We start from the raw sequence: 13,568 nt of genomic DNA, 5'->3' as shown, positions 1-13,568 counted from the left end.
CGACAAATCGAGTGGAGCGGACTGATGGGCAGAGTGACGGTGCGGCGGCCGGTACGGCGGATCTCCGCGGCCGGCGAGCGGCGCCGGCCGGACTCGCTGGCCGCCGAGGAGCCCCTGGAACTGCGGGTCGGCGGCAAGGCGCTGGCGGTGACGATGCGCACGCCCGGCCACGACGTCGAACTCGCGCACGGCTTCCTGCTTTCGGAGGGCGTGCTGGGGTCCCGTGAGGACGTGGCCGTGGCGCGTTACTGCGACGGTGTCGACGACCAGGGCCGCAACACCTACAACGTGCTCGACATCGCACTCGCCGAGGGAGTCGCCCCGCCGGACACCGGCGTCGAGCGGAACTTCTACACCACCTCGTCGTGCGGCGTCTGCGGCAAGGCCGCGCTCGACGCGGTGAAGCTGCGCAGCCGGTTCTCCCCCGGCGCGTCGGAATTCACCGTGAAGACCGACATCCTCTCGCAGCTGCCGGATCGGTTGCGGGAACAGCAAAAGGTGTTCTCGTCGACCGGCGGCCTGCATGCTGCCGGACTGTTCACTTCGGACGGTCAGCTCGTCGTCGTGCGCGAGGACGTCGGACGGCACAACGCGGTCGACAAAGTGCTCGGCTGGGCGTTGCAGGCGGGCCGGATCCCCGCCCCGGACCTGGGGCTGCTGGTCTCCGGCCGCGCCTCGTTCGAACTCGTGCAGAAGGCCGCGATGGCGGGCATCGGACTGCTCGCCGCGGTGTCCGCGCCGTCGTCGCTCGCGGCCGAACTGGCCGAGGAGAACGGCATGACGCTGATCGGGTTCCTCCGCGGCGACAGCATGAACCTCTACACCGGAGACCAGCGTCTGCTCACCTGATCACGCTTCGGCGGGCACCCAGTTGCCGTGGAAGCCGTGCGGGACCCGGTCCGGAAGGTGCACGGCGGCAACGGTTTCGAGGGTGCCCGCGTCGAGCAGGACCAGATCGCTGCGCGCCTCCGCCGCGTCGTAGACGTAACCCATCAGCACGCCCTCGTCCTCGCCCGCGTCCGCACTGGACGGAACGAACACGAACTCCCCCGGTTCGCGTCCGGGACCGAAGCGGTGCGCGTCGACCGAACCCTTGCGCAGGTCGTGTTTGTACACCGTGCCGACGCTGCGCGACCGATCGTCGAGCGCCGTCGCGTAGCCGTACCGGTGCGGCAGGCCGACCAACCGCTCGTCCACCCGGGGGAACTCCTGGCCGTGCTCGTCGATCCGGTCTTCGACGACCTTCCCGAGCGCGAGGTCTACGGTCCAGCGGTCGAGCGTCGGCTCGCCCTCGGCCGGGCCGTGCAGCGCGCGGTCGAACATCTTCGGGTGCCGGACCACGTCGAGCACGATCCGGTCGTCCTCGTCGTAGGCGTTGAGCGGGTGGAAGACGTAGCACTGGCCGACATCGAACCAGCGGACGTCGCTGGTGTCCCCCTCGCGCGGCATCACGCCGATGCGCGCCGGATAATCCGGATTCCACCGGTACGGCAAGGAACTCACGCCGCGGCCGGTGCGCGCGGTCAGCGGGTCGGGCACGTCGATCGGCACCGGCGCCTGGTCCGGATCGAAGGTGACCGGCAGGTCGTAGAACACGACATACCGTTCGGTGAGCGAGAAATCGTGCATCATGGGTGCCCCGGTGACCTCGATGTCGACCGTCCGCCGCGCCCGGCCGTCGGTGCCGACCACCGAGTACTGCACCCGGTTCCCGAGTCCGAATTGGTACGAGACGGCGTGCAGCTCGCCGGTCCGCGGGTCGCGCTTCGGGTGTGCGGTGTACCCGGAGAGGGTGCCGCCGAAGTCGCAGACGCCCAGCGTGTCCAGCTCCTCGCTGAGCTCCCACTGCGGCAGCCCGCCCTCGACCAGCGCGATCGTGCGCCCGGCGTGCCCGATGACGTTCGTGTTCGCCCCGCCCTCGTCGGTGCCCACCCGGCGGCTGCGGTACCACTCCGCCCGGCCCTCGCGCAGCCGTACGCCGTGCACCATGCCGCGGCCGAGGAACCAGTGGTGTGTTTCGGGATCCGGGTCGGCCGGGTTCGGCCCGTTCCGCAGGTAGCGGCCGTCGAGGTAGCCGGGCAGCTGTCCGGTGACCGTCAGCCGGGTGCTCGTGTACTCGCGCTCGACCGGTGCGAAGTTGCCTTCGAGGAAGTGATTTCCCATGACCCGCTCCGTCCATAACGTGGTTATGACCATCGGTATAACAGGGTTATGGGATACTGGCAAGCATGAGCGAGCGGACTCGGGGCGAACACGCGCGGACGCAACTGGTCGAGGCGGCGATCCGGCTGCTGGCCGACGGCGGCGCCGAAGCACTGCAGGCCCGCAAGCTGGCGGCCGAGATCGGCGCGTCCACGATGGCGGTCTACACGCACTTCGGCGGGATGGCCGCGCTCATGGATGCCGTTGCGCGAGAAGGGTTCCGGCGGCTGATCGCGAACATGGCGACGGTCGGGCGCTCCGACGACCCGGTCGCCGACCTGTACCAGCTGGCGCTCGCCTACCGCCGCACCGCGGTCGAGCACCCGGAGCTGTTCACGCTCATGTTCCGCGAGGCGGGCGCCCACGGCCAGCCGGTCGGCGACCTGCTGAAGGACAAACAGGACAGCGAGGCGGCATCGTCGTTCCGGGGCGTGGTCGCCGCCGTCAGCCGCACTATCGACTGCGGACGGCTGCAAGGCGACCCGCTCGCCGTCGCCGCACAGGTGTGGAGCGCGGTGCACGGCTATGTCACCCTTGAGTTGCTGGGCCACTTCGGCCGGGACGACCGCGGGGTGACCGAGGTGCTCGCGCCACTCTGCGTGACGCTGGTCGTCGGGCTCGGAGACCGCCCTGCCGCCGCCCGGGCGTCCGTGGGGCTGGTCACAACAACCGAGTGAAGATCTTCAGAAGGCAACGTTTCGTCCCTTCCTCACGTCTTACGCTATATGGGTGAGGGGGATCGGGTGACCGAGGAGACTGAGGGCCGAAGGCGGGTGAGCCGCCGGTCCATGCTGATCGCGGGTGCCTCGGGCCTCGGCATCGCCGGGCTCGCGGTGGGGAGCGCGACCGGCGTCGTGCCGTTCAACCAGGCCATGCAGCGGGCGCTGGGGGTCACGTCGTCGACGCCCGTCACTCAGCTCGGCAGCATGCGGGTGGAACGCGTCTATTCGCACGCCCGCGGCCGGGAGGTGGACCTTGTTTTCCTGCTGCCGAGCAAGAAGCCGCCAGCAGGTCTGCCGATGTCGCTGATGCTGCACGGCCTGCACGGTTCCGCCCGCTCCGCCGCCCCGAGCGGCCTGCTCAAACAGCTCGGCAGCGACGTCGCCCGCAAAGCCGTGCCGGCGTACGGCTTCGTCGCGGTCGACGGCGGCGACAACTACTGGCACCAGGTCCGCCCCGGCGACGACCCGATGGCGATGCTGCTGGAAGAAGTCCCGCAATGGCTGCGCGCCCGTGGCTTCGGCGGCACGGACGGCCAGCCGTTCGCGTGCGCCGGAGTGTCGATGGGCGGATTCGGGGCACTGCTGTACGCCCGCCGCCGAGCCGAACGCCGCCAGCCGCCCGCCGCGGTCGCCGCGATCGCCCCGGCGCTGATCACGTCGTGGCCGGAAATGGCGAAACGCCGCATTTTCACCGGGCTGACCGACTGGACGTCGCTGGACCCGCTGCGCCACCAGTCAGCGCTGCGGGGCATTCCGACGGCGGTTTACTGCGGTACGGAGGATCCGTTCATCACCGGCGTGCGGCGGTATATCGCGGAAACGCGTCCGACCATCGGGTACACGGCGCACGGGAAGCACAGCGACACGTTCTTCCGCACTGCGGTGCCGAGCATGGTGGGGTTTCTGGGGAAGCATCTGCGGCAGAAAGCGTGAGTGCGGGCTTGTGCACGCCGCCGCACACCCCCGGCACCGCGGGAAGGCGGCGGCTGCGCCTGAGCCGAGGTCGTGAGTGCTGATCACGGTTCTGACCGGGATCAGCACTCACGAGACCCAGCGGGCCACGACGGACATCACCCAGAACCCGACCATCGCCGCCAGCGCCATCAGCAGCGACCACCGCAACTGCTGTGCCCGGGTCTCCGAGCCGCGCAAGCGACGCAGGAACAGCCACGACACCACGAACAGCGGGATCGGCAGCAGCGGCAGCGCCGACAACCGGGTGCCGACCGCGACCAGGCACACCAGCGTGCACAGCGCGAGCAGGACCTCGGACGCGCGGGTCAGCCACGGGCACCGCGTCAGGACGGACGCGGCGACCCGTTCGCTCAGCTCGACAAGGCCGGCTACCGGCGCTGCGGAAGGCTCGGTATCGGCAGGCACCGCTTCGCCGGGGTCGGCAGTCTCGTCCCCCCGGGGTGCGGTCAGCGGCACGGTTGTCATCCTGTCCATTATCGCGCCTGCCGCCGGCACCCGGACAGCCGACTCCTGCTAACGCCCGGCGGCGGCCGGGTCAGGCCGACTTCTCGCCGCGTTCGCTGCGAGTGCGGCGCGACGGCTGGCGAGCCACGATCGTGGGGTTGACGTTCTCCCGCACGGTCTGCTCGGTGATCACGACCTTCGCCACGTCCTCGCGGCTCGGGATGTCGTACATGACCGGCTGGAGGACTTCCTCCATGATCGCGCGCAGGCCGCGGGCGCCGGTGCCGCGCAGGACGGCCTGATCGGCGATGGCCTCAAGCGCGGTCTTGGTGAACTCCAGCTCGACGTTGTCCATCTCGAAGAGCTTCTTGTACTGCTTCACCAGCGCGTTGCGCGGCTGCGTCAAGATCGAGACGAGCGATTCCTTGTCCAGGTGGTTCACCGTCGCCACGACCGGGAGCCTGCCGATGAACTCCGGGATCAGCCCGAACTTGATCAGGTCCTCCGGCATGGTGTCGGAGAACACGTCGCTGCCCTCGATCTCGGCCTTGGTGCGGATCTCCGCGCCGAACCCGAGACCGCGCTTGCCGACCCGCTCGTTGATGATCTTTTCCAGCCCGGCGAACGCGCCCGCGACGATGAACAGCACGTTCGTGGTGTCGATCTGGATGAATTCCTGGTGCGGGTGCTTGCGCCCGCCCTGGGGCGGCACCGACGCGGTGGTGCCCTCGAGGATCTTCAGCAGCGCCTGCTGCACGCCCTCGCCGGACACGTCGCGGGTGATCGACGGGTTCTCGCTCTTGCGGGCGATCTTGTCGACCTCGTCGATGTAGATGATGCCGGTCTCGGCGCGCTTGACGTCGTAGTCGGCCGCCTGGATCAGCTTCAGCAGGATGTTCTCGACGTCCTCGCCGACGTAGCCCGCCTCGGTGAGCGCGGTGGCGTCGGCGATCGCGAACGGCACGTTCAGCAGCTTCGCCAGCGTCTGCGCGAGGTAGGTCTTGCCGCAGCCGGTGGGGCCGAGCATCAGGATGTTGGACTTGGCCAGCTCGACCGGCTCGTCCTTGGAGTCCTTCGGGCCGGACTTGTCGTCGGCCTGGATCCGCTTGTAGTGGTTGTACACCGCGACCGCGAGCGTCTTCTTCGCGTCGTCCTGGCCGATGATGTACTGCTCGAGGAACTCGTGGATGTCGGCGGGCTTCGGCAGCTCGTCGAGCTTCACGTCGCCGGCTTCGGCCAGCTCCTCTTCGATGATCTCGTTGCAGAGGTCGATGCACTCATCGCAGATGTAGACCCCTGGCCCGGCAATGAGCTTCTTCACCTGCTTCTGGCTCTTGCCGCAGAAAGAACACTTCAGCAGGTCGCCGCCGTCACCGATCCGTGCCATGGCCGTTGACCTCGTCCCCTCCGGTGCGCGAGACGCACCTGCACCACTGTCTGGCGGTCCCGGGACTGCCAGCCGTTCCCGGGACCAACACGCATTGCCATCGACGGTACCCGTCCGAAGGCGCGGCCGGGAACACCCGACCGTCTTCGGGCACGTCGACGACCGACACTAGACCAGCGGGCCGGTGCGCGTCGCGGATTCGCCGCGCACCGGCCCGTCGCGGTCAGTTCGCCGAGGCCTTCCGGTACGGGAGCACCTCGTCGATCAGGCCGTAGGCCTTGGCCTCTTCGGCGGTGAGGATCTTGTCCCGCTCGATGTCGGCCTTGATCTCGTCCGGTTCCTTGTTCGTGTGCTTCGCCAGGATGACCTCCATCTGGCGGCGCACGCGCTGGATCTCGTTGGCCTGGATCTCCAGGTCCGAGACCTGCCCGTAGGTGCCCTCGGTGGCCGGCTGGTGGATCAGCACGCGCGCGTTCGGCAGCGCCATGCGCTTGCCCGGCGTGCCCGCCGCCAGCAGCACCGCGGCGGCCGAAGCGGCCTGGCCGAGGCACACGGTGGAGATGTCCGGGCGGATGTACTGCATGGTGTCGTAGATCGCCATCAGCGACGTGAACGACCCGCCCGGGCTGTTGATGTAGATGCTGATGTCGCGGTCCGGGTCCTCGTGCTCGAGGTGCAGCAGCTGGGCCATCACGTCGTTGGCCGACGCGTCGTCCACCTGCACGCCGAGGAAGATCGTCCGCTCCTCGTACAGCTTGTTGTACGGGTTGGACTCTTTCACGCCGTAGCTGGTGCGCTCGACGTAGGACGGGAGGATGTACCGCGACTGAGGAGACAGTGCGGAATTCGGAGCCCGGAAGTCACCCGGGAGCCGGAAGTTGCTCATGATGCTCTCCTGTGTGCTTCGGGGCTCAGTTGCTCGACGTCAGGCCGCTGTCGCGGGTCAGCACGTGGTCGACGAAGCCGTAGTCCTTCGCCTCCTGCGCGGTGAACCAGCGGTCGCGGTCGCCGTCCTTGATGATCTGCTCGGTGGTCTGCCCGGTCTGCTCGGCGGTGATCTTCGCGAGCTCCTGCTTCCACTTGTTGAACAGGTCCGCCTGGATCGCGATGTCGGAGGCGGTGCCGCCGACGCCCGCGGACGGCTGGTGCATCAGGATGCGCGCGTGCGGGAGCGCGTAGCGCTTGCCGGGGGTGCCCGAGGAGAGCAGGAACTGCCCCATCGAGGCCGCCATGCCCATCGCGTAGGTGGCCACGTCCGGCTTGATCAGCTGCATGGTGTCGTAGATCGCGAACCCGGCGGTCACCGAGCCGCCCGGCGAGTTGATGTAGAACCGGATGTCGGATTCGGAGTCGTCCGCGTCGAGCAGCAGAAGCTGCGCGGTGAGCCGGTTGGCGACCTCGTCGTTGACCTCGGAGCCGAGAACGACGATGCGCTCCTGGAGCAACCGCTCGAACACCGAGTCGGTGAGGTTGAGCCCCGCGGTGCCGGTCCGCCCCTCGGGCATGTGCTGCTTCACGTCTGCCTGCCTTTTCACCGGCGGCGGGCCGGCCGGAGGGCCGCGCCGCCGCTGTCGTGTTCAGATGCTTGAGATCTTGCAACCGACCCTAACGAACTTGGGCGGTGCAGAATGCCTGACACCGCCCAAGTTCGCTCAGAGCTTTACTCCGCGGGGGTCGCCGCCGCTTCTTCGGTGACCTGGGTCTCCTCTTCGGAGGCCGCGGTGTCCGGCTCGTCAGCGCCGAACAGCTCGCTCAGGTCGACCTCGGACCCGGACTCGTTCTTCACCGTGGTGCCGCGCACGACCGAGGCGAGCGCCTTGCCGCGGCGCACGTCGGCGAAGATCGCGGTCAGCTGGCCGGACTGCTGGGCCCGCTGCACGTACTCGTCCGGGCTGACGCCGAAGCGCTGCGCCTGGTAGATGATCCGCTCGGTGAGCTCGCCGTCGTTGACCGACGTCTGCTCCTTGTCGGCGATGGTGTCCAGCAGCAGCTGCGTGCGGACGGCCTTCTCCGACTCCTCCTTGACCTCGGCGTTGAACTCGTCGAGGGTGCGGCCCTCGGCCTCGAGCGCCTTGGCGAACTGCTCCTCGTCGTGGTCGAACGGGTGAATCGCGTCGTGCTTGCGGTTCTCGATCTCGGCCTCGACGACCTTCTCCGGCAACGGCACCTCGGTGCGCTCCAGGAGGATCTCGAGGACCTTGTCGCGCGCCTGGACGCCCTGCTGCATCGTCTTGACGCGGCCGAGGCGGGTGCGCAGGTCCTCGCGCAGCTCGTCGATCGTGTCGAACTCGCTCGCCAGCTGGGCGAACTCGTCGTCGGCCTCGGGCAGCTCGCGCTCCTTGACCGACTGCACGGTGACGGTGACCTCGGCGTCCTGGCCGGCGAACTCGCCCGCGACCAGCTTGGTGGTGAACACCTTGGTCTCGCCGGCGTTCGCGCCGACGATGGCCTCGTCGATGCCGTCCACGAGCTGGCCGGAGCCGATCTCGTAGGACAGGCCGGTGGTGGAGGCCTCTTCGACGGTCTTGCCCTCGACCGAGGCCGAGAGGTCGATCGAGACGAAGTCGCCGGTCTGGGCCGGGCGCTCGACGCCGGTCAGGGTGCCGAAGCGGGCGCGCAGCTCGTCGAGCTGCTCGGCGACCTCTTCGTCGGTGGTCTCGACGTCGTCGACGCTGATCTCGATGCCGGCGAGGTCGGGCAGCTCGATCTCCGGCCGCACGTCGACCTCGGCGCTGAACTCCAGCACCTCGCGGTCCTCGAGCTTGGTCACCTCGAACTCGGGCTGGCCGAGCGTCCGGACCTCGCCCGCGCGGACGGCCTCGATGTACTTGGCCGGGATGGCCTCGTTGACGACCTCGTCGAGCACCGGCGCGCGGCCGATCCGGCTTTCCAGGACGCGAGCGGGGACCTTGCCGGGACGGAAACCGGGGACCCGCACCTGCTGGGCGATCTTCCGGTACGCGGCGTCGAAGTTCGGCTTGAGCTCGTCGAACGGCACCTCGACATTGATCTTCACTCGCGTCGGGCTGAGCTGCTCGACGGTGCTCTTCAAGGTCTTCTCCTCGAGCGGTAAACGATGGGGGCGGACAGTCCCTCGGGACCGCCCCGGTCACCTGCTGACCGGGATATCCGAGTCTAGGCCAGAGGGTTGACAAGACTGGCCGCGGGTCACCTGCCGCATCCGCGCCGATCAGCGGCCGTCGCAGCGCGCCCGTAGCGTCGGGACGTGGTTTCCGGGCAGCAGAACGAAGGTCCGGCCGCTGCGGCGGCGCGGCTCACCGGGTGCGAGACGGTCTCCCACGGCGCTTCAGGCGCCCTGAGTGAGATCGCGTTAACCGATGGCGCCCACCGGTTCGAGACGGTGGTGAAACGCGGCCACGCTCCCGGCGCGACCCGAGCCGAGGCGGCCGGACTGCGCTGGCTCGCCGAGGCGGACGCAGTACGGATCCCCCGGGTGCACGGCGCGGACGACACGTGGCTGGTGCTGGACCGGGTGGCTGAGAGCACCCCGGCACACGCGGAGGAGTTCGGCCGAAACCTTGCGCGGTTGCACGCGGCCGGAGCCCCAGCGTTCGGTGCGCCTCCCCCGGACGGCTTGACCGACGCCTGGATCGGCACCGCGCCGATGCGCAATGCCCCGGGCGAGTCGTGGCCAGAGTGGTACGCGGAGTACCGAATCCTCCCCTACGTACGGATGGCCTCCGAGATCCTCGACCCGGCGGTCTTCGAGCGAGCCTGCACGCGAATCCCGTCGGTGACTGGCCCAGCGGAACCGCCTGCCCGGCTGCACGGTGATTTGTGGAGCGGCAATGTCCTGTGGGACTCCGGCGGAGCGGTGCTGATCGACCCCGCCGCGCACGGCGGACACCGGGAGACCGATCTCGCGATGCTGCACCTATTCGGCTGCCCGCAGTTAGAACGGATCATGGCCGCCTACGACGAGGTCGCGCCACTGGCCGACGGTTACCGGGAGCGGATCGCACTGCACCAGCTTTTCCCGCTTCTGGTGCACACAGTCCTGTTCGGACGGTCCTACGCCGGACAAGCAACCGCCGCCGCACGCTCACTGGGCTGACCCCCGCGCTTTGCTGTCCGTGAGGGCCACCCTCATTGACCCTGCTTCCCTCACGCCCCCCACCGCCACCAGCCCCCTGCACGCTCCACGTGCGAACCCCCGCCCACACCCATCACCCACCGCAGCCCGACGCACCCAACCATCGAGGCACCCACACCACCCCCGCACCCCGATACGAAGCCCCCCTGCGGGCGGCGGGTGCTTGTCAAGGCATCTTTCCCGCCTTGACAAGCACCCGCCGCCCGTCAGCACAATCAAGCTTCGGGGTGCCCCACGCCAGCGACCACGGCAATGTCGCCCCCAGGCGACGAGCCGCCCCCCGCACAGCCCACTCACAGCGAGCACACATCGCCCCCACACCGACGAACCGCACGCTCAAGACATGAGCTTCCGCGCAAGGTTCGCCGCCGCCCACCCGGCCCGGCAATCCCTGCGCACCAAACTGACCGTCTCCGTAGTAATCCTCCTCTCCCTGGTCTGCCTGACTATCGGCGTAATCAGCGAATTCGCCCTCCGCGCCTTCCTGATGACCCAAACCGACACCCAGCTCTCCGCAGCCACCGCCCGCGCCCTGGACTTCGCCACCCACCCCGGCCCTCCCGGCAGCGAACGCAACCTCCTGGACGCCCCGGGACAAGGCGCGGGCACAGTCACCGCCCGCTTCTCCCCGGACGGCACGAACGGCACCGGCGGCTGGCTGTCCCCGCACGGCCAACGCGTCGCACTGAACCCCGACGAACTGGCCGCCCTGCGAGATCTCCCCGCCAACGGCCGTCCCTACACCCGCACCATCAGCACCCTCGGCGACTACCGCCTCACCGCGTTCCCGGTCTCCGACGGCGTAGTCATCACCGGCGTCCCCCTGGCACCGATGCAGCAAACGCTCCTGACCGTCGGCCTGATCCTCTTCGGAGTAGCCGCCGCCGGAGTAACCGGCGCAGCGTTCCTGGGCGCCTTCGCCGTCCGCCGAACCCTCCGCCCGCTGGAACGCGTCGCGGAAACCGCCTCCCGAGTCTCCGAACTCCCGCTGGACCGAGGCGACGTCGACCTGTCCGTCCGAGTCCCCGCCCAGGACACCGACCCCCGCACTGAAGTCGGCCAGGTCGGCGCGGCGCTGAACCACATGCTCGGCCACATCTCCTCCGCCCTCGAAGCCCGGCACGCCAGCGAACTGCGCGTCCGCCGCTTCGTCGCCGACGCCAGCCACGAACTGCGCACGCCGCTCGCCGCCATCCGCGGTTACGCCGAACTCGCCGGACGGTCCGGCAGCCACGCCCCACCGGATGTCGCGCATTCGATGACCCGGATCGAGTCCGAAGCGGACCGGATGACCGCGCTCGTCGAAGACCTCCTCCTGCTCGCCCGCCTGGACGCCGGCCGTCCGCTGGACGTCGCCGAAGTCGACCTGACCCGGTTGGTCGCGGACGCGGTCGGCGACGCGCATGTGGCCGGCCCGCACCACGTCTGGCAGCTCGCGATGCCGGACGAACCGATCCTCGTCCTGGGCGATGTCCAACGGCTGCACCAGGTTCTGGCGAACCTGCTCGCGAACGCCCGCGTCCACACGCCGCCCGGCAGCACGGTCGTCACCGCACTCACCCGATCCGCGGACGGAAGCGCCGTAGTGACCGTGACCGACAACGGCCCGGGCATCCCGCCGCAGTTGCAGCCAGCGGTGTTCGAACGCTTCGCCCGCGGCGACTCCTCACGGTCGCGGGCAGCCGGTTCGACCGGGCTCGGCCTGGCGATCGCGTCCGCCGTGGTGACCGCCCACCACGGCGCCATCGCGATGCGCAGCCGCCAAGGCCGGACGGAATTCGAGGTGCGGCTGCCGATCGCGGTCCCGGCCCAGCGGACGCCGCTCGTGAATGACCGCAAGTCCCACAGCGGGCACACAGGGTAGGCACAACCCGGCCCCAGGTCATCCCGCGAGGCTGGCCGCATGACCGCAGTCGCGACTCCTTCAGCCGTTCCCGCCGCGCCAGTGCGGCGCGCCGAGCCGAGGTGGGTGCGCCCGTCCCTCGGGCTGCTGCTCGTCGCCACCGCTGCCCTGTATCTGTGGGAGCTCAGCGCTTCCGGCTGGGCCAACGCGTTCTACTCCGCCGCCGCACAAGCGGGATCGCAGAGCTGGAAAGCGTTGTTCTTCGGCTCCACCGACGCGGCCAACGGCATCACCGTGGACAAGACGCCAGCCGCGCTCTGGGTGATGAGCCTGTCCGCGCGGCTGTTCGGGGTGAACGCGTGGAGCATCCTGGTGCCGCAAGCGTTGCTGGGTGTCGGCTCCACGTGGCTGCTGTATGCGACTGTGCGGCGCACTTCCGGTGCGGCTGCGGGATTGCTCGCTGGCGCGGTGCTCACCCTCACCCCGGCGGCGGCGCTGATCTTCCGCTTCAACAACCCGGACGCGTTGCTGGTGCTGGTGCTGATCGCCGCCGCCTACGGCACGGTGCGGGCGATCGAGAAGGCCAGCCCTCGATGGCTCGTTTTCGCCGGTGTGGCAATCGGATTCGGCTTCCTCGCCAAGATGTTGCAGGCGTTCCTCGTGCTGCCCGCTTTCGCCCTCGCCTACCTCGTCGCCGCACCGATCGCCCTGGGCAAGCGTCTGCTGCATTTGCTCGCCGGGCTCGCCGCGGTGGTGGTTTCGGCAGGCTGGTACCTCGCCGTCGTGGCGTTGTGGCCGGTCGCGGACCGACCGTACATCGGCGGATCGCAGAACAACAGTCTGCTCGAACTTACCTTGGGCTACAACGGTTTCGGCCGCATCACCGGCGACGAGACCGGCAGTGTCGGCGGAAGTCCGGGCGGCGGCTGGGGCAGCACCGGGCTGTTCCGGTTGTTCGGCAGCGAGATGGCGGGCGGTATCGCGTGGCTGCTGCCCGCGGCGGTGCTCGCGCTCGGCGCCGGCCTCTGGTTCACCCGTTACGCGCCCCGCACCGACCGCAGCCGCGCTTCGCTGCCGCTCTGGGGCGGCTGGCTCATCGTGACCGCCGCGGTGTTCAGCTTCATGGGCGGGATCATCCATCCGTACTACACCGTCGCGCTCGCCCCGGCGATCGCCGCGCTCGTCGGGACCGCAGCCGTCCAGTTGTGGCGGATCCGCACCGATCCGGCCGCCGTCGGGCTGTTGAGCGGCGGAGTCGCGCTGACGACGGTGACGAGCTATCTGCTGCTGAACAGTTCCTGGCAACCGTGGCTGGCCCCGGCCGTGCTCGTTCTCGGGCTTTTGGCGGCTATCGCACTGTTTTTCGTTCAGCACTTCGGCCGGATCGCCGCGGTGCTGGGGCTGGTCGTGCTGCTCACCGGAACCGGCGCGTACAGCCTCGCCACCGCGGCGACCCCGCACAGCGGCGCGATCCCGTCCGCCGGACCGAATACGCGGCAAATGTTCGGCGGCGGCGGATTGCTCGGCACCACCCTGCCCGGCGCGAATCTGACCGCACTGCTGCAGAAGTCCGGCGACCACCGGTGGGCCGCGGCGACCGTCGGGTCCAACAATGCCGCCGGTTACCAGCTCGGCAGCGGCAAACCAGTGCTCGCGGTGGGCGGATTCAACGGTACCGACCCGTATCCGACGCTCGCGCAGTTCCAGCAATACCTCCGGCAGGGACAGATCCGTTACTTCCTCGGCGACGGCATGACCATGCGCGGCTCCCGCAGCGGGAGCGACGCCGCCGAACAGATCGCGCAGTGGGTAGCCGAGAACTACCAAATGACCACAGTGGACGGTGTCGCCGTCTATGACCTGACTGCCTGATTCCGCGTC

12 protein-coding genes are annotated in these 13,568 nt (G+C 69.2%); 6 read left to right on the top strand and 6 right to left on the bottom strand.

Annotation, left to right across the window (positions count from 1 at the left end; translation table 11 throughout):
- Positions 1-24: 24 nt before the first annotated feature.
- Entirely contained in the window at positions 25-849 is an 825-nt protein-coding gene (fdhD, locus tag BM362_RS35850) for a formate dehydrogenase accessory sulfurtransferase FdhD (RefSeq protein ID WP_067595270.1), read from the top strand.
- Here the strand turns inward: fdhD and BM362_RS35845 are convergent, their stop codons facing one another.
- Positions 850-2,163, bottom strand: a complete 1,314-nt coding sequence (locus tag BM362_RS35845) for a carotenoid oxygenase family protein (RefSeq protein ID WP_093576165.1) — start codon at positions 2,161-2,163, stop codon at positions 850-852.
- A 65-nt stretch (positions 2,164-2,228) separates the two neighbouring features.
- Between BM362_RS35845 and BM362_RS35840 the strand changes: the two genes are divergently transcribed.
- Positions 2,229-2,879: a TetR/AcrR family transcriptional regulator gene (locus BM362_RS35840; RefSeq protein ID WP_093576164.1), complete on the top strand. Its 651-nt coding sequence runs from the start codon at positions 2,229-2,231 to the stop codon at positions 2,877-2,879.
- Positions 2,880-2,927: 48 nt separating this feature from the next.
- Positions 2,928-3,857, top strand: a complete 930-nt coding sequence (locus tag BM362_RS35835; protein WP_067595261.1) for an alpha/beta hydrolase — start codon at positions 2,928-2,930, stop codon at positions 3,855-3,857.
- A 108-nt stretch (positions 3,858-3,965) separates the two neighbouring features.
- Here the strand turns inward: BM362_RS35835 and BM362_RS35830 are convergent, their stop codons facing one another.
- The 5 genes from BM362_RS35830 to tig all read right to left on the bottom strand — a co-directional run bounded on the left by BM362_RS35830 (position 3,966) and on the right by tig (position 8,782).
- A complete protein-coding gene (locus tag BM362_RS35830; protein WP_202505556.1) occupies positions 3,966-4,364 on the bottom strand; it encodes a hypothetical protein in 399 nt (132 codons plus the stop codon).
- A gap of 70 nt (positions 4,365-4,434) precedes the next feature.
- Positions 4,435-5,730, bottom strand: a complete 1,296-nt coding sequence (gene clpX, locus BM362_RS35825; protein WP_037813853.1) for an ATP-dependent Clp protease ATP-binding subunit ClpX — start codon at positions 5,728-5,730, stop codon at positions 4,435-4,437.
- 223 nt (positions 5,731-5,953) lie between these two features.
- Positions 5,954-6,616, bottom strand: a complete 663-nt coding sequence (locus BM362_RS35820) for an ATP-dependent Clp protease proteolytic subunit (protein ID WP_067595255.1) — start codon at positions 6,614-6,616, stop codon at positions 5,954-5,956.
- Positions 6,617-6,641: 25 nt separating this feature from the next.
- On the bottom strand, positions 6,642-7,247 hold the full coding sequence (locus BM362_RS35815; protein ID WP_067595252.1) for a ClpP family protease: 606 nt from the start codon (positions 7,245-7,247) through the stop codon (positions 6,642-6,644).
- A gap of 143 nt (positions 7,248-7,390) precedes the next feature.
- Entirely contained in the window at positions 7,391-8,782 is a 1,392-nt protein-coding gene (tig, locus tag BM362_RS35810; protein ID WP_067595249.1) for a trigger factor, read from the bottom strand.
- Positions 8,783-8,956: 174 nt separating this feature from the next.
- On the opposite strand from tig, the gene BM362_RS35805 reads away from it, so the two are divergent.
- The 3 genes from BM362_RS35805 to BM362_RS35795 all read left to right on the top strand — a co-directional run bounded on the left by BM362_RS35805 (position 8,957) and on the right by BM362_RS35795 (position 13,559).
- Positions 8,957-9,805, top strand: coding sequence for a fructosamine kinase family protein (locus BM362_RS35805; protein WP_093576163.1), 849 nt, complete (start codon positions 8,957-8,959; stop codon positions 9,803-9,805).
- 382 nt (positions 9,806-10,187) lie between these two features.
- Positions 10,188-11,708: a sensor histidine kinase gene (locus BM362_RS35800; protein ID WP_093576162.1), complete on the top strand. Its 1,521-nt coding sequence runs from the start codon at positions 10,188-10,190 to the stop codon at positions 11,706-11,708.
- A gap of 39 nt (positions 11,709-11,747) precedes the next feature.
- Positions 11,748-13,559: a glycosyltransferase family 39 protein gene (locus BM362_RS35795; RefSeq protein WP_093576161.1), complete on the top strand. Its 1,812-nt coding sequence runs from the start codon at positions 11,748-11,750 to the stop codon at positions 13,557-13,559.
- The last annotated feature ends 9 nt before the right edge of the window (positions 13,560-13,568 follow it).

The sequence above is a fragment of the Amycolatopsis rubida genome, from assembly GCF_900115345.1.
Lineage (GTDB): Bacteria > Actinomycetota > Actinomycetes > Mycobacteriales > Pseudonocardiaceae > Amycolatopsis > Amycolatopsis rubida.
This window is presented reverse-complemented; position numbering and strand designations above follow the sequence as displayed.